The 18,147-nt window shown below is 65.3% G+C and carries 23 protein-coding genes and 1 tRNA gene; 9 read left to right on the top strand and 15 right to left on the bottom strand.

Features of this window, described 5'->3' with window-relative positions; all coding sequences use genetic code 11:
• Positions 1-58: 58 nt before the first annotated feature.
• The 3 genes from ACX0GZ_RS06985 to folK form a co-directional block, all read right to left on the bottom strand.
• The gene (locus ACX0GZ_RS06985) at positions 59-271 is read right to left on the bottom strand and encodes a hypothetical protein (protein ID WP_458814757.1); all 213 of its coding nucleotides are present in this window, start codon (positions 269-271) and stop codon (positions 59-61) included.
• A 229-nt stretch (positions 272-500) separates the two neighbouring features.
• Positions 501-576, bottom strand: a tRNA-Lys gene (locus ACX0GZ_RS06980).
• A gap of 11 nt (positions 577-587) precedes the next feature.
• Entirely contained in the window at positions 588-1,067 is a 480-nt protein-coding gene (gene folK, locus ACX0GZ_RS06975) for a 2-amino-4-hydroxy-6-hydroxymethyldihydropteridine diphosphokinase (protein WP_458814755.1), read from the bottom strand.
• A gap of 23 nt (positions 1,068-1,090) precedes the next feature.
• On the opposite strand from folK, the gene ACX0GZ_RS06970 reads away from it, so the two are divergent.
• From ACX0GZ_RS06970 to ACX0GZ_RS06960, 3 genes are all read left to right on the top strand, one after another.
• The gene (locus tag ACX0GZ_RS06970) at positions 1,091-1,756 is read left to right on the top strand and encodes a uracil-DNA glycosylase (RefSeq protein ID WP_458814753.1); all 666 of its coding nucleotides are present in this window, start codon (positions 1,091-1,093) and stop codon (positions 1,754-1,756) included.
• Positions 1,757-1,901: 145 nt separating this feature from the next.
• Positions 1,902-2,081, top strand: coding sequence for a hypothetical protein (locus ACX0GZ_RS06965; protein ID WP_458814751.1), 180 nt, complete (start codon positions 1,902-1,904; stop codon positions 2,079-2,081).
• Positions 2,059-2,589: a GNAT family N-acetyltransferase gene (locus ACX0GZ_RS06960; protein WP_458814749.1), complete on the top strand. Its 531-nt coding sequence runs from the start codon at positions 2,059-2,061 to the stop codon at positions 2,587-2,589. Before ACX0GZ_RS06965 ends, ACX0GZ_RS06960 begins: the two co-directional genes overlap by 23 nt.
• Positions 2,590-2,608: 19 nt before the next feature.
• Here ACX0GZ_RS06960 and ACX0GZ_RS06955 read toward each other — a convergent pair whose 3' ends face one another.
• The 7 genes from ACX0GZ_RS06955 to ACX0GZ_RS06925 all read right to left on the bottom strand — a co-directional run bounded on the left by ACX0GZ_RS06955 (position 2,609) and on the right by ACX0GZ_RS06925 (position 9,837).
• Entirely contained in the window at positions 2,609-3,658 is a 1,050-nt protein-coding gene (locus tag ACX0GZ_RS06955; RefSeq protein ID WP_458814747.1) for an AI-2E family transporter, read from the bottom strand.
• A 162-nt stretch (positions 3,659-3,820) separates the two neighbouring features.
• Complete coding sequence (aguB, locus tag ACX0GZ_RS06950; RefSeq protein ID WP_458814745.1) at positions 3,821-4,672, bottom strand: N-carbamoylputrescine amidase; 852 nt, start codon at positions 4,670-4,672, stop codon at positions 3,821-3,823.
• Between the two features lie 38 nt (positions 4,673-4,710).
• Positions 4,711-5,688 carry an agmatine deiminase family protein gene (locus tag ACX0GZ_RS06945; protein ID WP_458814743.1) on the bottom strand — a complete coding sequence of 326 codons (978 nt, stop codon included), beginning with the start codon at positions 5,686-5,688 and terminating at the stop codon, positions 4,711-4,713.
• A 398-nt stretch (positions 5,689-6,086) separates the two neighbouring features.
• Positions 6,087-6,701 (bottom strand): 30S ribosomal protein S4, encoded by a 615-nt coding sequence (rpsD, locus tag ACX0GZ_RS06940; RefSeq protein ID WP_458814741.1) that lies wholly within the window; start codon positions 6,699-6,701, stop codon positions 6,087-6,089.
• 180 nt (positions 6,702-6,881) lie between these two features.
• A complete protein-coding gene (locus ACX0GZ_RS06935; protein ID WP_458814739.1) occupies positions 6,882-7,472 on the bottom strand; it encodes an NADPH-dependent FMN reductase in 591 nt (196 codons plus the stop codon).
• 7 nt (positions 7,473-7,479) lie between these two features.
• Positions 7,480-8,157 carry an NnrU family protein gene (locus tag ACX0GZ_RS06930; protein WP_458814737.1) on the bottom strand — a complete coding sequence of 226 codons (678 nt, stop codon included), beginning with the start codon at positions 8,155-8,157 and terminating at the stop codon, positions 7,480-7,482.
• A 33-nt stretch (positions 8,158-8,190) separates the two neighbouring features.
• Entirely contained in the window at positions 8,191-9,837 is a 1,647-nt protein-coding gene (locus ACX0GZ_RS06925; protein ID WP_458814735.1) for a peptide MFS transporter, read from the bottom strand.
• Positions 9,838-9,939: 102 nt separating this feature from the next.
• Here ACX0GZ_RS06925 and ACX0GZ_RS06920 point away from each other — a divergent pair, with 102 nt between their 5' ends.
• From ACX0GZ_RS06920 to ACX0GZ_RS06905, 4 genes are all read left to right on the top strand, one after another.
• Positions 9,940-10,524: a nitroreductase family protein gene (locus ACX0GZ_RS06920; protein ID WP_458814733.1), complete on the top strand. Its 585-nt coding sequence runs from the start codon at positions 9,940-9,942 to the stop codon at positions 10,522-10,524.
• A gap of 73 nt (positions 10,525-10,597) precedes the next feature.
• On the top strand, positions 10,598-10,954 hold the full coding sequence (locus tag ACX0GZ_RS06915; protein ID WP_458814731.1) for a GntR family transcriptional regulator: 357 nt from the start codon (positions 10,598-10,600) through the stop codon (positions 10,952-10,954).
• A gap of 206 nt (positions 10,955-11,160) precedes the next feature.
• Positions 11,161-11,394: a hypothetical protein gene (locus ACX0GZ_RS06910; RefSeq protein ID WP_458814729.1), complete on the top strand. Its 234-nt coding sequence runs from the start codon at positions 11,161-11,163 to the stop codon at positions 11,392-11,394.
• Between the two features lie 20 nt (positions 11,395-11,414).
• Positions 11,415-11,921 carry a hypothetical protein gene (locus tag ACX0GZ_RS06905; RefSeq protein WP_458814727.1) on the top strand — a complete coding sequence of 169 codons (507 nt, stop codon included), beginning with the start codon at positions 11,415-11,417 and terminating at the stop codon, positions 11,919-11,921.
• Between the two features lie 54 nt (positions 11,922-11,975).
• Here the strand turns inward: ACX0GZ_RS06905 and ACX0GZ_RS06900 are convergent, their stop codons facing one another.
• Positions 11,976-13,700: an acyl-CoA dehydrogenase gene (locus tag ACX0GZ_RS06900; RefSeq protein WP_458814725.1), complete on the bottom strand. Its 1,725-nt coding sequence runs from the start codon at positions 13,698-13,700 to the stop codon at positions 11,976-11,978.
• A gap of 50 nt (positions 13,701-13,750) precedes the next feature.
• Here ACX0GZ_RS06900 and ACX0GZ_RS06895 point away from each other — a divergent pair, with 50 nt between their 5' ends.
• A complete protein-coding gene (locus ACX0GZ_RS06895; RefSeq protein WP_458814723.1) occupies positions 13,751-14,701 on the top strand; it encodes an L-threonylcarbamoyladenylate synthase in 951 nt (316 codons plus the stop codon).
• 68 nt (positions 14,702-14,769) lie between these two features.
• Here ACX0GZ_RS06895 and ACX0GZ_RS06890 read toward each other — a convergent pair whose 3' ends face one another.
• The gene (locus ACX0GZ_RS06890) at positions 14,770-15,054 is read right to left on the bottom strand and encodes a hypothetical protein (protein ID WP_458814721.1); all 285 of its coding nucleotides are present in this window, start codon (positions 15,052-15,054) and stop codon (positions 14,770-14,772) included.
• An 87-nt stretch (positions 15,055-15,141) separates the two neighbouring features.
• The gene (gene msrA, locus ACX0GZ_RS06885) at positions 15,142-15,690 is read right to left on the bottom strand and encodes a peptide-methionine (S)-S-oxide reductase MsrA (protein WP_458814719.1); all 549 of its coding nucleotides are present in this window, start codon (positions 15,688-15,690) and stop codon (positions 15,142-15,144) included.
• 78 nt (positions 15,691-15,768) lie between these two features.
• Between msrA and galE the strand changes: the two genes are divergently transcribed.
• Positions 15,769-16,761, top strand: coding sequence for a UDP-glucose 4-epimerase GalE (gene galE / locus ACX0GZ_RS06880; protein ID WP_458814717.1), 993 nt, complete (start codon positions 15,769-15,771; stop codon positions 16,759-16,761).
• A gap of 41 nt (positions 16,762-16,802) precedes the next feature.
• Here the strand turns inward: galE and ACX0GZ_RS06875 are convergent, their stop codons facing one another.
• Together ACX0GZ_RS06875 and ACX0GZ_RS06870 are read right to left on the bottom strand one after the other, a co-directional pair.
• Entirely contained in the window at positions 16,803-17,081 is a 279-nt protein-coding gene (locus tag ACX0GZ_RS06875; protein WP_458814715.1) for a hypothetical protein, read from the bottom strand.
• Positions 17,082-17,093: 12 nt separating this feature from the next.
• A complete protein-coding gene (locus ACX0GZ_RS06870) occupies positions 17,094-18,098 on the bottom strand; it encodes a glycerophosphodiester phosphodiesterase (RefSeq protein ID WP_458815256.1) in 1,005 nt (334 codons plus the stop codon).
• Positions 18,099-18,147: the final 49 nt, after the last annotated feature.

Genomic DNA, 18,147 nt, shown 5'->3' with positions numbered 1-18,147 from the left:
GGGTGGGTCTTGCCCGCCCCCGCTTCTACCGGATTAGCTTCGCACCCACTGCAGCGCTTTAAGAAAACGACACATTCTGGACGATCAGCATTGCCGCCCCAACGACGAATCCGACCAGTCCGAGTAAAAGTGGATGTGCGAACAGGGTCTTTAAAGTGCTCATTTGTAAGTCCTGATCGAAATCGCTTTTTGCTCCGCAATGACTTCCGGCAAAAAGCGTGCTGCGCGACTCGTCGTCAACAGCCGTTGACTTAGCGTCGTTTTGGCGCATGTCAACACGCGTTGACCTGCCAGCAGTCAGGCCGACGTAAAAAACGGAACGCGCGCGACGTTCGCCACTGCAACGGCATCTTCAAATGTTCCAGCACGGTGATTGCAACCATCGCGGCTGGCTGTCCAAACCTCTGCGCTGGTTGAGGTTCTGCATATCGCAGATGGAGAATTTAGGGTGGTTCCAGCCAGGGGCAGACTATGACGCGGCTGGTAGCAGCAATCCGCAGTGGTGGGCTCGTCGGGGCTCGAACCCGAGACCTACAGATTAAAAGTCCGTTGCTCTACCAACTGAGCTACGAGCCCACACCGAGCGGTCACCTAGGCGTGGGGACCCGTCGGGTCAACCGGTTGCGAAGCTGGCGCAGCGTCAAATTCGTGATGGGGTCGCGCCAGTCGGGGACGATCGACGCGGCGGGGCCGAGAACGAAATCGCGGGTTCGGAACGCGGTGTGCGGCACGATCAGCCCCGGCGACGCCCAGCACCCGTCCGACCACAGGATGATGTCGAGATCGACGACGCGCACACCCCAGCGCCGGCCGCGCCGCCTGCCGAAATCGCGCTCGATCCGCTTCAGGCGCGCGAGCAGTTCGGGGGGCGTCTCGTCGGTTTCGATCACGCACGCGGCATTGACGAAGCGGCGGATCGACGGGCCGACCGGCGGCGTCTCGACGATCGGTGACGCCGCCTGCACCTTCCCCAGCGCGGCGATCGCGGCCTGAACCTCGTCGCGCGGGTCGCCATGCCGCCCGCTGCGGTTCGATCCCAGCGCGATCAGATAGGTTGAGCTTTCCACCCAAAGCCGCCTATCGCCGAACCATGTTCGTGCCCAGCCCCCTGCCCGCCACCGAGCCCCCGCGCGATTGCCCGCGCTGCCCGCGCCTGGTCGCGTTCCGCGAGGAACTGCGCGCCGAGCATCCCGACTGGTGGAACGCGCCGGTCAACGCGTTCGGCGATCCGCACGCCTGGCTGGCGATCGTCGGCCTGGCGCCCGGCAAGCACGGCGCCAACCGTACCGGACGCCCCTTTACCGGCGACTATGCCGGCGACCTGCTGTTCGCGACTCTGGGGAAATATGGCTTTACCGAAGGGACTTACGACGCGCGGCCCGACGACGGATTGCAGTTGAAGGGCGCGATCATCATCAACGCCGTCAAATGCCTGCCCCCGCAGAACAAGCCGACGCCCGAGGAAATCCGCACCTGTCGCCCGTTCCTCGACGCACAGGCAAACGACCTGCTCAACGCGCGCGTGTTCGTGGCCCTTGGCCAGATCGCGCATCAGTCGGCGGTAAAGATTCTGGGCGGACGGCTGCCCAGGGCCAAGTTCGGGCACCTCGCCGAACACCGGATGCCGGGTGGTCAGGCGCTGATCGATAGCTATCACTGCTCGCGCTACAACACCAACACCGGGCGACTGACCGCGGCGATGTTCGAGGCGGTGTTCGAACGCGCGCTGGAAGTGCGGCGCGAATTGATCGCCTGACATCCCCCGGCGTGAGGGGTGGCAATCGGGCGCGTTGCTGTTAGCCTGTCCGCCCATCCGATCGGAACAGGAGAATATCCGATGTCGATACTGATGACGGTACTCATGCTGCCGATGCTGGCTGCCATCGGCCAGTCCGCCCCAAATGTCGGAGCCATGCCGCTCGCTGGAGGTGCGCGGTGCGGAGAACCCCAGACCCGCGCGGCCCGTCGAACCGCTCGGTCGCCAGCCGCTCGGCAATCAGGAAAAGACGGTGATGTATCGCGAAGGCGATTGCCTGAAACCGATCATCGTCCGCGAGGATGTCGGCACTCGGCAGCGCTGACGGCATCGGCATGACGCACGATTGGCGCGCGATGACCGAACACGACCTCGACCGCGTCGTCGCGGTCGCGCGGATCGCCTTTCCCGACCATTACGAGGATCGCGCCTGCTTTGCCGAACGGCTGGCGCTCTATCCCGCCGGATGCCGGGTGCTGGCGGACGATCGGGATCGCGCGGTCGGCTATGGCATCGCCTATCCCTGGGTAGCGGGGTCGATGCCGCCGCTCAATGCGCGGATCGGGACGCTGCCGGATGCGCCGGCGTTGATCTATCTCCACGATCTCGCTCTGTCGCCGGACGCCCGGGGATCGGGTGCGGCAGGCGGCTTCGTCGCATGGCTGGTCGATCATGCGCGGGATGCGGGCTGGCCGCGCATCGCGCTGGTCGCGGTCAACGACGCGGCGCCGTTCTGGGCGCGGCAGGGGTTCGCGGCGGTCGACAGCCCTGATCTGCGCGCGAAACTCGCCACCTATGGCGACGATGCGCGCTACATGGTGCGCGACCTCTGAACGGATCGCGAAGCGGCGCTCATATCTCGGCATTCTCATCGTGACGTCCGGGCCGCTTGACCGGACGACCCAACACATGGCCAATGTAAAGATGCTGAACCAGAACATAAATCACAACGGTCAGTGGCGCGGCAAGGATGACCCCGGGCGCGCCAAAGATGACCCCGGCGGCGAAGATCGCGAACAGCAGGACCAGCGGCGGCAGTTCAACCGCACGTTTCTGGATAATCGGGCTCAGCACATTGCCTTCGATCTGTTGGAGCACGATGTAGAGAAGCAGCGTCCACAGCCCCATGGTCGGGCTGACCGACAGGCCAAGCACGATCGCCGGGATCGCCGCGAGGATCGGCCCGACGAACGGGATCAGTTCGAAGATCGCCGCGATCAGCGCAAGCGCGAATGCCGACGGCACCCCGATGATGGTCAGGCCAATGAACGCGATGACGCCGACGAACAGGCTGGCGACCAGCTGCCCGCCCAGCCATAGTTTCAGTCCTCGTCCGCAATCGTCGATCGTCGTATCGGCCAGCTTTTCCGACGTCTTGGGCAGCAGGCGGATCAGCCCGCGGCGATAGAAGCCGGGCTGCGCCGCCAGGAACACCGCGCCCGCCAGCACCAGCACCGTATCGGCGATTATACTGCCTGCTGAGATCATGAAGCCCGCGCCGCGCTGGAAGATCGTCTCCGCCTGGTCAGAGATCGAACTCGCCGCCGACTGCAGATTGTAATCGATCCCCCATCCGTCGAGTTGGTCCTGAACGCGGGCGACGGCGTCTGGGAATTGTTCGGCCAGTGTCGTAAACTGGCTGGATATCAAACCGCCAAAGACCCAGCCGAAACCGACCATCGACAACAGCATGACCAGCACTGCGAAGGTCGTCGACAACCCGTCGCTAAGCCCTGTCCGCTTGAACTGACGCGCAATCAGCCGGATGACCACCGCCACCACGGCGGATGCGAACAGCAGCAGCAACAGATAACCGAGCTTCAGCACCAGCGCCGCCAGCGCGACCACCGCGAGCAGCACCAGCACGCGGCGCGTGAAATCGGCGATGTTTCCCTGACCCATCGGCTAACCCCCTAGTTTCGTGGGTGTAACGGGGCGCGCGGCGGTTGGTTGCGTGTCGCGCCTCACCGACCGTTCGTTTCGAGCGAAGTCGAGAAACCCAGACCAAGCGCCAAGTTCACGTTTCTCGACTTCGCTCGAAACGAACGGAGAGGGATGACTTGGTCAGATGTCCTGCACCAGCCGCCCGTAGAGTTCGGGCCGCCGGTCGCGGAAGAAGCCGAAGGCCGCGCGGTGGCGCTTTACCCGGTCGAGGTCGAGCGTCGCGGTGATGACGCCTTCTTCCTCGCGGTCGAGTTCGGCGAGAATGTCGCCGCGCTCGTCAGTGATGAACGACGTGCCGTAAAAGGTCTGGCCATGCTCCACGCCCACCCGATTGGCGGCGATCACCGGCACCACGTTCGACACCGCATGCCCGACCATCGCGCGGCGCCACAGCCGCGCGGTATCCAGGCTGTCGTCATGGGGCTCGCTGCCGATCGCCGTTGGATAGAAGAGCAACTCTGCGCCCATCAGCATCATCGCGCGCGCGGTTTCGGGATACCATTGGTCCCAGCAGATGCCGACCCCCAGCGTCGCCCGGTCGGGCCCATCCCACACCTTGAACCCGGTATTGCCGGGGCGGAAATAGAATTTCTCCTCATAACCCGGCCCGTCGGGGATATGGCTCTTGCGATACACGCCCGCGACGCGCCCGTCGGGGCCGATCATCGCCAGGCTGTTGTAGTGATGCGGCCCGTCGGCTTCGAAAAAGCTGGTCGGGATGTGAACGCGCAGTTCGGCGGCGAGCGACTGCATCGCCAGCACCGCCTTATGCTCGGCCGTCGGCATGGCGTTGGCGAACAGTCCTTCGTCCTCGACCCGGCAGAAATATTCGCCCTCGAACAGTTCGGGCGGCAGGATCACCTGCGCGCCGCGCGCGGCGGCTTCACGCACCAGCCGCGAGACATGCGCGATGTTCGCATCGATGTCGTTCGAGAAGCCGAGTTGAAGCGCGGCGACGGTAATTTGGGTCATGTCATCCTTCTTCTCCCCTCCCGCTTGCGGGAAGGCAATTAGAGGCTTGGAATCTGCTGGCTGATGCAGTGGAAGCTGCCGCCTCCGGTCAGGATATGGTCGGCGCGCTGGCCCACCACCTGGCGGTCGGGAAAGATCGCCTGGATCGCCGCGACCGCCGCATCGTCATTCTCCGCACCATAGAGCGGCACGACGACGGCGGCATTGCCGATGTAGAAATTCATGTAGCTCGCCGGGATCACCTCTTCCTCGTCGTTGAGGATACGGCCCGGCGAGGGCACGCGGACGACCTCCACCCCGAATGCCTCGGCGCGCAGCGCGGCGTCCTGATAGACGCGCCAATTGGGGTCGTTTTCCGCCGCCTCTGGCATCGCCAGCCGGTTCGGCCCGACGAACCGCGCGAGGTTATCGACATGGCCGTCGGTGTGGTCGTTGTAGAGCCCGTCGCCCAGCCACAGCACGCGGGTATAGCCCAGATCGCTCGCCAGCCGCGCCTCGACCTGATCCTGTGTCAGGTCGGGATTGCGATTGCGGTTGAGCAGGCATTGCTCGGTCGTCACGACCAGCCCGGTGCCGTCGCCATCGATCGCGCCGCCCTCCAGCACCCAGTCGTGCGACGCGAGCGTCATCCGCCGCGACGCCGCCAGCCGCGCGCCGATGCTGTCGTCGCCGGGCAGGTCGTATTTCCCGCCCCAGCCGTTGAAGGCGAAATCATGCGCGCGCCCGTCGCCGCCGACGATCGGCGCGGTATCGCGCAGCCAGATGTCGCCGAACGGTTCGGTCACAATGTCGGCGAAATCGCCCGCCATGTCGCGCGCCGCGTCCGCAGCCTCGTCATCGGCGGCGACCAGGATCACCCGCTCGCCGCGCCCCGCGGCATGGACCGCGCGCGCGAATGCCACCACTTCGGCGCGCGCGGGGTCGAGATCGTCGAGCCACAATTCGCCGTGGCTGGGAAAGCCGATCCAGACGGCATCGTGCGGCGCCCATTCAGGCGGAGGCGGTGGGGTATTCATGGCGGCAGGATTTAGGGGGTCGGTGGGATTTGGGAAAGGGGTGACGCGCGCTCCCCCAATCCGTCATCGCGATCGCCAGCGAAGCAATCCAGCGCTGCGACCTAGCGAAAGGCTGGATTGCCTCGCTTCGCTCGCAATGACGATACGGGGGATATGTACGCAAAGCATCGCGCGTTGAAGTCCGCGTCAGCCATCCGAAGGGCGCTCAGGGCACGCCGATCCGATCGCCCAAACACTCCCCCCGCGCCACCCACGAAAAAAGGGCGGCTTCCTTTCGGAAACCGCCCTTTTTCTGTCTCGGGGCGCTGCGGGCGAAGCCCGCGTCGTCGGTCGGCGCTACGGCGCCGCCGCCTGAGCCGCTGAGGAGTGCTGCGATTGACTTCGCTAGACCCGGCGCATCAGCGCGAGTAGAATTCGACCACCAGATTCGGTTCCATCTTCACCGGATAGGGGATTTCATCCAGCGTGGGGACGCGGTTGAAGGTCACCTTTGATGCGCCGTCGGTGACGACATATTCGGGGATGTCGCGCTCGGCCAGGCTCTGCGCCTCGATCACCAGCACCATTTCCTGTGCCTTCGAACCCAGCGAGATTTCGTCGCCGACATAGCAGCGGCGCGACGCGATGTTGCACTTCACGCCGTTGACGCGGACATGGCCGTGCGACACGAGCTGGCGGGCGGCGAAGATCGTCGGTGCGAACTTCGCGCGGTACACGATCATGTCGAGGCGCTGTTCGAGCAGGCCGACCAGGTTCATGCCGGTGTCGCCCTTCATGCGCGACGCTTCTTCATAGGTGCGCTTGAACTGCTTTTCGGTAATGTCGCCGTAATAGCCCTTCAGCTTCTGCTTCGCGCGCAGCTGAATGCCGAAATCCGACATCTTGCCCTTGCGGCGCTGCCCGTGCTGGCCGGGACCATATTCGCGCTTGTTGACGGGCGATTTGGGGCGACCCCAGATGTTTTCGCCCATGCGGCGGTCGAGCTTGTACTTGGCGCTGGAACGCTTCGACATGTGATATTCCTTGGCAATAGCGTGTGACGTTGACCCGGCCTGCCGAAGCGGACCTGATCGCATGTCCCGGTCATCGCCCGGCCCGATTGGGACCGTGGCTGCCGCTTCACCGGGAGTGCGGAGCCTGATTGCGAAGGGCGCGCGTTAGGCGGGGCCGTGCGCGGAGTCAAGGCAGCGCCTTCAATAGGGCGGATCGCGCTGTGCGCGCTGTGCCTTTGCCGCATCGGCCCACCAGGCCAGATCGTCGGCGAAACGGCCAAAGGCCCTGTCGAGCGACTTGCCCGCATCGCCGGTCGGATGCGCCTCCGCATCCAGCGTCTGGGCGATCGGGCCCACCGTCAACGTGCTCGATATGACGATCATCCCCATTTCGCTCAGCGTCGGATGCCACATCGAATTGGATCGCGCGCCCGACAATCGCCCTGCCGAATAACTGGCGATCGCCGCGGGGCGCCAGAACCATTCCTCCAAGAAATGGTCCGTCAGGTTCTTCAGGCCCGGCTGCATCCCCCAATTATACTCGCCGGTCACGAACACGAAGCCGTCAGCCGCGCGAAGCGTCCCCGCCAGCGTTTCCATCGCGTCCGGCGCGGTGCCGGCGGGATATTCCTTGTACATCCGGTCGAGCATCGGCAGCCCGACCGCTTTGGCGTCGATCAGTTCGGCATCGTCGCCGCGCGCCTTCAGCCCCGCGACAATATACTCGGCCAGGCGAATGCCCATCCGGTCCGACCGGTAGCTGCCGTAGAGGACGAGAATGCGGTTCGACATGCCTATCCTACCCGATCCAGCGCCACACGCCCGCATCCCATCCGGCCAGCGGCAGATGCGCCCAGCTCGCGATCAACCACAACGCCGTGCCGCCGACCAGCGCAACCGTGCCGGGATTGGCGAACCCGCGCGCGAGCGGCAGATAGCTGGTCCGCGCTTCCCATTCGGGCCAGAAATCGGGCTGGAGCGTTGCCTTTTTGCGGTCCTGCAATGCCGCGCCGACCAGCGCAAGGAAGCCGATCGCAGTGGCGAGCACGATCTGGGCTGGCTCGGGATAGACCAGGATATGGGTCAGCGCCCACAGTGCGAACCCCCACATCATCGGGTGCCGGGTGATCGCGAACACCCCGCCTGGGCTGGGCACAGCGGTAGGAGTTGCCGCTGGCGTCGCGGGATTTGGCATCGCCGGATTGCCGAACAGCGATCCGACGAACAGCACCGACCCCGCCCACATGATGACGGTGCCGACCGCCCATAGCGTGTCGCCGACCGGCCATAGCGGCGGCTGTTCGGGCAGCCCCAGATAGGCCGCGATCACCCATCCCAGGGTGGCAAAGGCGACGAGCGAATAGACCCCCAGAAAACCACGCTCGCCCAGTCGGGACACGACCGGCGAGCGCAAGGGGTGGGAAAGGAGAAAATGGCTTCCGACGAACGCAGCACAGGCGACGATCAACTCGGTCATTTCCCCCTCTCCTTTATCGGGTGGCTACGAACCTCAGCGAGTCTCCCCGCTGGTGTTCACGCCCGCGGCCTGCGGCTCGCCGATCGACTCCTGACCGGCCATCGCATGATCGACATCGTCCTTCAGCGTATCGAGGTGCATCATCCGCTTGATGAGTGGCGAGATGACCAGCACGCCGATCCCGACCGCTACCGCGACCCAGCCGACCGTCGAATAGACGCCCAGCACCACTTCCTTGCCCGCTTCCTCGCCGACGCCTTCGGCACCCGTCGCCGACGCGATCAGGCCCGCCGCGAAATTGCCGGTGGCAGAGGCGAAGAACCACATCCCCATGATCAGGCTGGCCATGTGCGACGGAGCGAGCCGGTTCATGGCGGAGAGGCCTACGGGCGACAGGCACAGCTCACCGGTGGTGTGGAGCAGATAGATCAGGAAGATGAACAGCACCGGCGTCGCAACATTCACGCCGACCGACTGCGCACCCCAGACGAGCACCAGGAAGCCCAAACCGACCTGAACGATGCCCAGACCGAATTTGAACGGTGCCGATGGCTCCGCCCCGCGCCGACCGAGCCCGGTCCAGATGCTGGCGAACAGCGGCGCGAGCAGGATGATGTAGATCGCGTTGACCGACTGGAACATCGATGCCGGCACGCCCGCGCGATCGACATGGCGATCGGTAAACAGGTTGAGCGACGAGCCCGCCTGTTCGAACAATGCCCAGAAGATGATCGACGTCAGGATCAGGAACATCGCCGCAAAGATGCGGTCACGCTCCTCGCGATCCAGCTTCACCACGGCGGTGAAGATGACATAGGTCAGCAGCACCGCACCGAACGCGCCAAGCAGAATGCCAACCAGCGCCTGGTTCTGAACCATGAACCAGCACAAGGCGACCATCGCGAGACCGATACCGTAGAACAGCCATTCGCGTTTGATCCCGCCCATGCGCTGGCGAAGATATTCGGGATTTTTCGGCTCGCCCTTGCCCATCAGCAATGGCTTGCCGAGGACGAAGAATATCAGGCCGATGAGCATGCCGAGGCCCGCCAGGCCGAAGCCGTAGGCCCAGCCATAGGTCTGGCCGAGATAGCCGCAGATCAGCGACGCGGTCGCCGCGCCCACGTTGATGCCCATGTAGAAGATCGTATAGGCGCCGTCGCGACGCACGTCGGTCCGCGCATAAAGCTGGCCGACGATGACCGAGATGTTCGCCTTCAGAAAGCCCGATCCGACGATGATGAGCGCCAGCGCCAGCCAGAAGACGTTGATCATCGGATTGGCCTGGCCCGCCGCGCCGTCGCCTTCGAACGCCATGAAGAAATGGCCGAAGGTCAGCAGCACGGCGCCGAACAGCACCGCCTTGCGCTGGCCCAGATAGCGGTCGGCCAGATAGCCGCCGACGACCGGCGTGATATAGACGAGCGCGGTATAGGCGCCGTAGATCACCGATGCCTCGCTGTCGGAGAACATCCAGTGCTGGACGAGGTAGAAGATCAGCAGCGCCCGCATGCCGTAATAGGAGAATCGCTCCCACATTTCGGCCAGGAACAGCAGGAACAGCCCCTTGGGATGGCCCGCAAACTCCGGCTGCGGACGCGTGACGACATAGCTGCCGCCCAGCAGGAAGCCGGCGAGCACGACCACCGCTCCCCAGAAAATGATCAACTCGAATGACATATGGACCCCGCCCATGCTCGTTTATTGCGCGGCACCCTAGCGGCGAATCGCGCGCTGTGAAGCGGATTGTTTCAAGCGCGTTGCAGGGTTAGTCGCGGAGCCATGTCCTTCAACGACCGCTCTACCCCGCTCGCCTATCTCCAGACCCGCCGTTCGGGCCGACCGCGCGACATGGCCGCACCCGGACCGGATGCCGCCGCCCTGCGCGACATCGTCGCGATCGCTGCGCGCACGCCGGATCATGGCAAGCTGGCGCCGTGGCGCTTCGTGTCGATCCCCCTCGACGCGCGCGACGCGTTCGCCGCGTTGCTGGTCGATGCCTATCGCGCCGAAAAGCCCGCCGCCGGACGGCTGGAGATCGAGGCGATGGAACAGTTCGCGCGCCAGGCGCCGACGCTGGTCGCGGTGCTCTCGACGCCCAAGCGCGACAGCCACATTCCGCTGTGGGAACAGGAATTGTCAGCAGGGGCGGCCTGCATGAATCTCGAACATGCGGCGCACGCTTGCGGGTTCGTCGCCGGATGGCTGACCGGGTGGGCGGCCTATAACGATCAAATCCGCGCTGCTCTGGGCGGTCGCGAGGGCGACCGGATCGCAGGCTTCGTATTCATCGGCACGCCATCGCGCGACCTGGAAGAACGTCCGCGCCCCGATCTGGACGCGATCTTCAGCGAATGGAACGGCTAGCGTCAGGACGCTGGACGCGCGCCCGTTTCGAATCCGCTATGGACCCGAACGCCCGTTGGTGTATTAAAGCAGCATGACAGGTCTGGATCACGGCGATAGCCCCGTCTATCTCAAGCTGCGCGGCACGATCGCCGCCGCGATCCTGCGCGGCGAATTTCGCGCGGGCGACCAGTTGCCGTCGGTCCGCGCGCTTGCCGCCGAACATGGCGCCAACCCGCTGACGGTGGCCAAGGCCTATCAGAGTTTCCAGGACGACGGCTATGTCGAGGTGCGCCGCGGCGTCGGCATGTTCGTGCTGGAAGGCGCCGTTGAACGGCTGCGCGTTGCCGAGCGCGACCGCTTTCTGAGCCAGCAATGGCCGCGCATCCGTGCGCAGATCGACCTGCTCGACCTCGATGCGCAATCGCTGCTCGACCGCGAAACCGCCTGAGCAGTAGGAGCTTCGTTCGGGCAGCCTGCAACGCGCGCGAAGCGATGCTTTGCGTTTCAGCAATGCCGGGCGCCCGCAGTCCCGGCAGCATTCCCGATCCGCGATATTAACTTCGTTTCCGATTCGTTTCGTCGCATTTTTCGCTTCGTCGATGGAACCGAACGACTCGTCGTGGTATTGAAGGTGCGTCGAAAGGGAGAAACGAGATGGCGTCGATCAGACCACCATTTGCAATCGGGCGATCGGGATATCGGATCGCCTATCACGCGCATGAAGTGAATCACTGCCCCGGTTGCGGGAAATCGCACTGGCTGCTGGGCCGCATGACCGCCGAATGCGCCTATTGCGCGACGGCATTGCCGCTGAACGAAGGCGGGATGTTTGGGGGCGGCCTGTTTCGCGGCAAGACGGGCAAACAGCCCGCACCGCTCGCCGCCTGACGCGCATTCCGGTGGGTCGCATGCGCTTTCCGACGACGGTGATGCTCGTGCTTGGCGGGGCGGCGGCGCTTGCCGCCTGCGGACCCAGCGCGCCCGAAGACAATGCCGGGACGGTCGGCAACGATGCCGTCGTCCAGAACGACCTGATGACCAATGACAGCGTGGCGGGCGACCTCTCCGCCTATGTCGGCCAATATCCTTTCGACGCGGTGGCCGGCGTGGCGTTCCGGGATCATCCGCTGGTGCGTGCCGCTTTGGTCCAGGCCGGCGGCGACAATGCGCCGGTGGATCAAATCCTGACCGGCCCCGGCCCTTCGACCCCGATCGCCACCGCCGACGACGGGCGCGTCCTGTCCTGGGGATGCGAGCAGCATAATTGCGGCCCGCATAACTGGACGCTGCTGGTCGCCGCCGACGGATCGAACCCCGAACTCTGCTACCACGACGAGGATGCGACGCCCGCGACCGTATGGCTGGTCGACGGACGCGTGACCGACCGCAGCGGGGATTGCCCCTCGGAGGGGTGACACCACACCACCAACCACCATTTCAAGCAAGTTTCCTCAACCCCGTGGCGTGCCTTAAGCCGCGAACGCCTCCGCCGGAATGTCGTAAAGTACTGCCGCCGACGCCGTCGCCGCGGCCTCCAGCCCCAGCGCTTCGGGCACGATCTGGTCGAGATAGAAGCGCGCCGTCGCCCGCTTCGCCGCGGCGAATTGCGGATCGCCCTCGAACCCGTCGAGTGCCGCCAGCTCCTTCTCCATCAGCCAGCCACAGGTCGAGATCGCCGCCATCGTCAGAAACGGATAGCTCGCCGCCAGCCGGTCGTCGGCGTCCTTGCCCATCATCTCGCGCCCGATCCGCAACACGCGGCCAACGACATCGGCCAACGCCGGATGCCGCGCCTCCGCCGCGACCTGCGCAAAGAAGCGTTCGAACACCCCGCCATTGTCCAGCCCAAGCTTGCGCCCGACCAGATCGGCGGCCTGGATGCCGTTGGTGCCTTCATAGATCGGCGTGATCCGCGCATCGCGGAAATGCTGAGCCGCGCCCGTCTCCTCGATATAGCCCATCCCGCCATGCACCTGGATGCCCAGCGACGACACTTCGCAGCCGATGTCGGTGCCGTGCGCCTTGGCGAGCGGCGTCACCAGATCGACCCGCCAGCGCGCCTCCTGATCGCCCAGCGTCGCGCGATCGACCTGCCCCGCGGCATAATAGACCAGCGCGCGGGCCGCCTGCGTCTGCGCCTTCATCCGCAACAGCATCCGGCGCACATCGGGATGCTCGATGATCGCGACGGACTCGCGGTTCGACGAACCTGCACGCGCCGACTGCACGCGTTCGCGGGCGTAGGCGACCGCGCGCTGGGTCGCGGCCTCGGCCACCTGCACGCCCTGTAGGCCCACGTTCAGCCGCGCATTGTTCATCATCGTGAACATCGCCGCGATCCCGCCGCCTTCCGCGCCGATCAACTCGCCGATGCAGTCGTCATGATCGCCGAACGACAGCACGCAGGTGGGCGAGGCGTGCAGCCCCATCTTGTGTTCGATCGACACGACGCGAACATCGTTGAACGCGCCGGGATTGCCTTCCGCATCCAGCCGGTATTTGGGGACGAGAAACAGGCTCAACCCTTTGGTGCCCGCAGGCGCGCCCGGCGTGCGCGCCAGCACCAGATGGACGATGTTGTCGGCCATGTCGTGATCGCCGAACGAGATGAAGATCTTGGTGCCTTTGATCGACCAGTTGCCCTCCCCCACCGGCTCCGCTCTGGTCTTGAGCGCGCCGACATCGCTGCCCGCCTGGGGTTCGGTCAGGTTCATCGTCCCCGTCCATTCGCCGGTCGCGAGTTTGGGCAGGTACAGCCGCTGTTGTTCCTCGCTGCCGTGATGGACCAGCGACTCGATCGCGCCGACGGTCAGCGTCGGCGCGAGCGCAAAGCCCAGATTGGCGGTCCCCAGCGTATCGAGCACGGCGGTCGACAGCGCGAACGGCATCCCTTGGCCGCCGAACGCTTCGGGCGAACCGATCGTGCCCCATCCGCCCTCGACATAGGCCTTGTACGCCGCGACGTAACCGTCGGGCATCACCACCCCGTCTTCGGTCCAGCGCGCACCCACCGTGTCGCCCGCGCGGTCGAGCGGCGCCCATTCGCCGCCTGCGAATTGCCCGACACCCTCAAGCACGGCATCGACCACATCGTCGCTCGCCATCGCGAAGCGGTCGGTCGCCGCCAGTTCGGGCAGCCCAACGATGCTGTCCAGCACGAAACGCTGCTCGGCGGTGACGGGAGTGAAGGGCATCGCTCGGTCCTCTCTTGTCGTTCGGTTCGCTGCGCTCTAGCGCCATTTCCGTGGCCGTTTCAAACCCCGCACGCCCCACGCGCACCTTACCCTACGGCGAGGCCGGGGTGGCGGACGCCGCGCGCGTCATCGCCCACGGGGGCTGCGTCGCGGTCCCGACCGAAACGGTGTACGGACTCGCCGCCGACGCGCGCAATCCCCAGGCGGTCGCGGGCATCTATGCCGCCAAGGGCCGCCCCAGCTTCAACCCGCTCATCGTCCACGTTGCCGACCTTGCCGCCGCCGAGGCATTGGCGGTGTTCGACGACCGCGCCCGTGCGCTGGCCGGGCGCTACTGGCCGGGACCGCTGACGCTGGTGCTGCCGCATCGCAGCGACTCGGGTATCGCCAGCCTGGTCAGCGCCGGGCTCGACACAATCGCCATCAGGGTGCCCACCCACCGAGCGATGCAGGCAATGCTGTCAGCGACGGGCAAGCCACTTGCTGCGCCCTCCGCCAATGCGAGCGGCGCGATCAGCCCGACCTGTGCCGCGCATGTCCTGTCTACCCTCAATGGCCGGATCGCTGCGATTCTCGATGACGGTCCCAGCACGGCGGGGATCGAGTCGACGATCATCGGCTTGGTCGGCCCTGCTCGGCTGCTGCGGCCCGGGCCGATACCGAGCCGGGCGATCGAAGCCGTCCTGGGGTCGGCGCTGGAGGATGCGGGCGACGGCATCACCGCACCGGGCCAACTGGCCAGTCACTACGCGCCGAAAAAACCGCTGCGGCTGAATGCCACGCACAGCGAACCGGGCGAATGGATGATCGGATTTGGAACGATCGTCGGCAACGACAGCTTGTCCGAGGCGGGCGATTTGATCGAAGCGGCGGCGCGGCTGTTCGATGCGCTCCACCGTGCCGACGCGAGCGAATTCGGCTCAATCGCGATCGCGCCCATCCCGGGTGACGATATCGGGGCCGCCATCAACGATCGGTTGGCACGCGCCGCGTTGCGATAACGGGCTGTTGAAATTGTCAGCAAAACCGGGGGCGTGGCGGTCCACGTCACGCCCCCGGGTGTTACGGATTATTGAACCGGCGTTGCCGTTCCGTTGACCAGCGCATCGCGCTGACCCTGGGTCAGTTCGTCGGCATCGACGTCCGCGTCGTCGATGGCGTCGGCACGATCCTCACCGGCTTCCTCGACCGCATCGGCCGCGGCTTCGCTCATGCCGTTTGCCCGCATCGCGTCGGCCTGATCCTCGGCCTGTTCTTCGGCGCGTTCGGCGAGCGCGTCGTCGCCATCGCCGCCACAGGCGGCCAGCGGTGCCGCGGCCAGGATCAACAAAGCGGGTGCGATGAATTTGCGCATTGGGAACTCCCTGTTCGTGACGCCCCGCACACGATCGGCGGGTCGGTCGCGTCTCAACCGGCACCGACCCGATGGGTTCCGTTCCGTTCAGGCGGTTCCCCCCGCGCTCTTCGCCCGCGCGGCGAAACTCTTGCGCAGTTTCTGGAGCTTGGGCGGGATCACCGACAGGCAATAGGGATTGCGCTGGCCTTCACCGTCCCAATAATCCTGGTGATAGTCCTCGGCCGGATACCAGGTGTCGGCATGTTCGATGGTGGTGACGATCGGATCCGGCCACGCGCCTGCATTGCGCTCGATCGCAGCGCGCGCTTCGGCTTCCTGTTCGCTCGACGCCGGGAAGATCGCCGAACGATATTGCGTTCCGACATCGCCGCCCTGGCGGTTGAGCGTCGTCGGATCGTGGGTTGCGAAGAAGATGTCGAACAGGTCGGCGAGCGCGATTTGTTCGGGATCGAACGTCACCCGGATCGCCTCGGCATGGCCGGTGTCGCCGCCGCACACCGCCTTGTAGGTCGGATTTTCGACATGGCCGCCGATATAGACGCTCTCCACCTCGGTCACGCCGATCACGTCCTTGAACACTGCTTCCGTGCACCAGAAACAGCCCCCCGCCAGCGTCACGACATCGCTTGCCATCGGTCATTCTCCTCAAATCGGTTGACGCCCTAAATAGGATCGGCATGGCCAAGAGCAATCGGATGGTAGGAGTGCGACATGGACGGCAGCGTGATGGTCACGGGCGGCGCGGGCTATATCGGCAGCCATGCGGTACTGGCGCTGCTCGACGCAGGATACCGGGTGGTGGTGATCGACAATCTGGTCACCGGGTTCGACTGGGCCGTGGACGAACGCGCCACGCTGGTGGTCGCGAATATCGAGGATGACGCCGCCGTGCGCGCGGCGATGCGCGATTACGCGGTGTTCGCTGTGATGCACTTCGCCGGATCGGTGGTGGTGCCCGAATCGGTCGAGAACCCGCTCAAATACTACCGCAACAACACCGCAGCCTCGCGCAGCCTGATCGAAAGCGCGGTCGCCCAAGGCGTGAAGCATTTCATCTTCTCGTCGACCGCAGCCACTTACGGCATACCCGAGGCGGTTCCGGTGCGCGAGGACTCGCCCAAGCACCCGATCAATCCCTATGGCATGTCGAAGCTGATGACCGAGGCGATGCTGGCCGACGTCGCCGCCGCGCATCCGATCAATTACTGCGCGCTGCGCTATTTCAACGTCGCGGGTGCGGACCCGCAGGGCCGGTCGGGCCAATCGACGGCGGGTGCCACCCACCTCATCAAGGTTGCGGTGGAGGCCGCAACCGGCAAACGCGCCAGCGTGTCGGTGTTCGGCACCGATTTCGCGACCGCCGACGGGACGGGCGTGCGCGACTATATCCACGTTACCGACCTGGCGGCGGCGCATGTCGATGCGCTGACGCTGCTGGTCGAGCGCCCGGCGGACAGCCACACGCTCAACTGCGGCTATGGCAAGGGTTTTTCGGTGCTCGAAGTGCTCGACGCGGTCGATCGCGTCACCAACATGACCATCGACCGCCGGATGGAGGGCCGCCGCGCGGGCGATCCCGACGCGCTGGTCGCCGATAACGCCGCGATCCTCAGTAGCCTGCCGTGGCGTCCGAAGCATGACGACCTCGACGGTATCGTCCGCGATGCGCTTGCCTGGGAACGCAAACTGGCCGAGCGGGGATAGATCCTCGTTACCGGCCGTTGGCCGGTGCGCGCGAGACCCGATCAGTAATCGTCGTCGCGTTCGGCGTCGCGCGCGGCGCGCTTGGCTTCGTCGCGTGCCGCCTTGTCGCGGCGGCGCATTTCGCGACCTTCGGCGGCTTCCTGCTTGCGCATCTTGCGGCCGTAATTGCGGTCGGCTTCTTCCTGGCTGGTCGTGGTCCAGTCGATCACCTGGCCGGTCGCCTTGACCGGCAAGGTGACCACGTCGAACGCGGTCCTGGCGATGCATCCGCCGGCCAGCAGCGGCAGGCACAGCGCGAAGGTCATAGCGGCTTTACGCATGGCACCAGGCCCCTACTCGGCGGTTAATCGACGCGTCATCGCATCCCGAGCCTGAACCCCGGCATAAGGGAAATCGGTGAAGAATCCATCCACCCCTGCGGCGATCTGTTCGGCGATCTCGTCGGACAGACGCCCGTGCGCACGGGGATCGATGCCCGATTTGTGACGCAGCGGCAGGAAATAATTCTCGGCGCGCAGCGTCCAGGGGTGGACCTTCAGCCCCACGGCGTGCGCATCCGCGACCAGGGACGTGGGCTTGCCGCTACCCTCGGTCACCATCGCCTTGTTCGGGCCGATGCCGAACGCATAGGTGGCGATCGCGCGCAGGCCCTCGGGCGTCGCCATTGCCGCATAGCTCGGCGCCGCACCATCGGCAGGTGTGCCTTCCTCTGCCATCAGCTGGATCAGGCGCACGCGGGTCTGTTTGGCAAGCGCTTTCAAATTTGCGACCTCGAAAGACTGGATGAACACCGGCGCCTCGGCGCTGTCCCACCCCGCCTTGCGCAGGTCGCTCAGCAACGCGGGCTCCAGCGGCAAGTCGATCGACGCGAAATAGGTCGGATGCTTGGTTTCCGGGTAGATGCCGATCGTTCGGCCCGTTTCGGCCGATCGCTTTTTGGCGAGCGCGATGACCTCAGCCAGTGTCGGCACCTCGAACTGGCCGTCATAGGCTCGGTTGTCGCCGCGCAGCATCGGCAGCCGTTCCCTGGCGCGGAGCGTCTTCAGCTCGGCCAGCGTGAAATCCTCGGTAAACCAACCGGTCTGCTTCGATCCGTCGATGACCTTCGTCGTCTTGCGATCCGCAAATTCGCGGCGATCGGCGACGTCGGTGGTATCGGTGATGTTGTTTTCGTGCCGCGCGACCAGCACGCCGTCACGGGTCGGCACCAGATCGGGCTCGATGAAATCGGCGCCCTGCTCGATCGCCAGATCATAGGCGGCGATCGTATGTTCGGGCCGCTCCCCGCTTGCCCCGCGATGGGCGATGACAATCACGTCGCGGGCGGATGGCTCCATCGTCGTCCCCTCTGGCGCCGAAGCCGCGCAGGATGCGACGGCCAGCACG

The organism is Sphingomonas aestuarii (assembly GCF_054457155.1).
The sequence above is the reverse complement of the archived record's forward strand: the minus strand, read 5'-3'. Positions and strand labels throughout refer to the sequence as shown.

Bases quoted from the DNA above. Each gene is read 5' to 3' on its own strand.
- ACX0GZ_RS06925 (WP_458814735.1), bottom strand. From the start codon at position 9,837: ATGTCATTCGAGTTGATCATTTTCTGGGGAGCGGTGGTCGTGCTCGCC.
- ACX0GZ_RS06965 (WP_458814751.1), top strand. From the start codon at position 1,902: ATGTCGGAGCCATGCCGCTCGCTGGAGGTGCGCGGTGCGGAGAACCCC.
- ACX0GZ_RS06905 (WP_458814727.1), top strand. From the start codon at position 11,415: ATGCGCTTTCCGACGACGGTGATGCTCGTGCTTGGCGGGGCGGCGGCG.
- ACX0GZ_RS06870 (WP_458815256.1), bottom strand. From the start codon at position 18,098: ATGGAGCCATCCGCCCGCGACGTGATTGTCATCGCCCATCGCGGGGCA.
- ACX0GZ_RS06910 (WP_458814729.1), top strand. From the start codon at position 11,161: ATGGCGTCGATCAGACCACCATTTGCAATCGGGCGATCGGGATATCGG.
- ACX0GZ_RS06890 (WP_458814721.1), bottom strand. From the start codon at position 15,054: ATGCGCAAATTCATCGCACCCGCTTTGTTGATCCTGGCCGCGGCACCG.
- ACX0GZ_RS06875 (WP_458814715.1), bottom strand. From the start codon at position 17,081: ATGCGTAAAGCCGCTATGACCTTCGCGCTGTGCCTGCCGCTGCTGGCC.
- ACX0GZ_RS06920 (WP_458814733.1), top strand. From the start codon at position 9,940: ATGTCCTTCAACGACCGCTCTACCCCGCTCGCCTATCTCCAGACCCGC.
- ACX0GZ_RS06955 (WP_458814747.1), bottom strand. From the start codon at position 3,658: ATGGGTCAGGGAAACATCGCCGATTTCACGCGCCGCGTGCTGGTGCTG.
- ACX0GZ_RS06960 (WP_458814749.1), top strand. From the start codon at position 2,059: ATGTCGGCACTCGGCAGCGCTGACGGCATCGGCATGACGCACGATTGG.
- galE (WP_458814717.1), top strand. From the start codon at position 15,769: ATGGACGGCAGCGTGATGGTCACGGGCGGCGCGGGCTATATCGGCAGC.
- ACX0GZ_RS06935 (WP_458814739.1), bottom strand. From the start codon at position 7,472: ATGTCGAACCGCATTCTCGTCCTCTACGGCAGCTACCGGTCGGACCGG.
- ACX0GZ_RS06985 (WP_458814757.1), bottom strand. From the start codon at position 271: ATGCGCCAAAACGACGCTAAGTCAACGGCTGTTGACGACGAGTCGCGC.
- aguB (WP_458814745.1), bottom strand. From the start codon at position 4,672: ATGACCCAAATTACCGTCGCCGCGCTTCAACTCGGCTTCTCGAACGAC.
- msrA (WP_458814719.1), bottom strand. From the start codon at position 15,690: ATGGCAAGCGATGTCGTGACGCTGGCGGGGGGCTGTTTCTGGTGCACG.
- ACX0GZ_RS06915 (WP_458814731.1), top strand. From the start codon at position 10,598: ATGACAGGTCTGGATCACGGCGATAGCCCCGTCTATCTCAAGCTGCGC.
- ACX0GZ_RS06900 (WP_458814725.1), bottom strand. From the start codon at position 13,700: ATGCCCTTCACTCCCGTCACCGCCGAGCAGCGTTTCGTGCTGGACAGC.
- ACX0GZ_RS06970 (WP_458814753.1), top strand. From the start codon at position 1,091: ATGTTCGTGCCCAGCCCCCTGCCCGCCACCGAGCCCCCGCGCGATTGC.
- ACX0GZ_RS06945 (WP_458814743.1), bottom strand. From the start codon at position 5,688: ATGAATACCCCACCGCCTCCGCCTGAATGGGCGCCGCACGATGCCGTC.
- ACX0GZ_RS06930 (WP_458814737.1), bottom strand. From the start codon at position 8,157: ATGACCGAGTTGATCGTCGCCTGTGCTGCGTTCGTCGGAAGCCATTTT.
- rpsD (WP_458814741.1), bottom strand. From the start codon at position 6,701: ATGTCGAAGCGTTCCAGCGCCAAGTACAAGCTCGACCGCCGCATGGGC.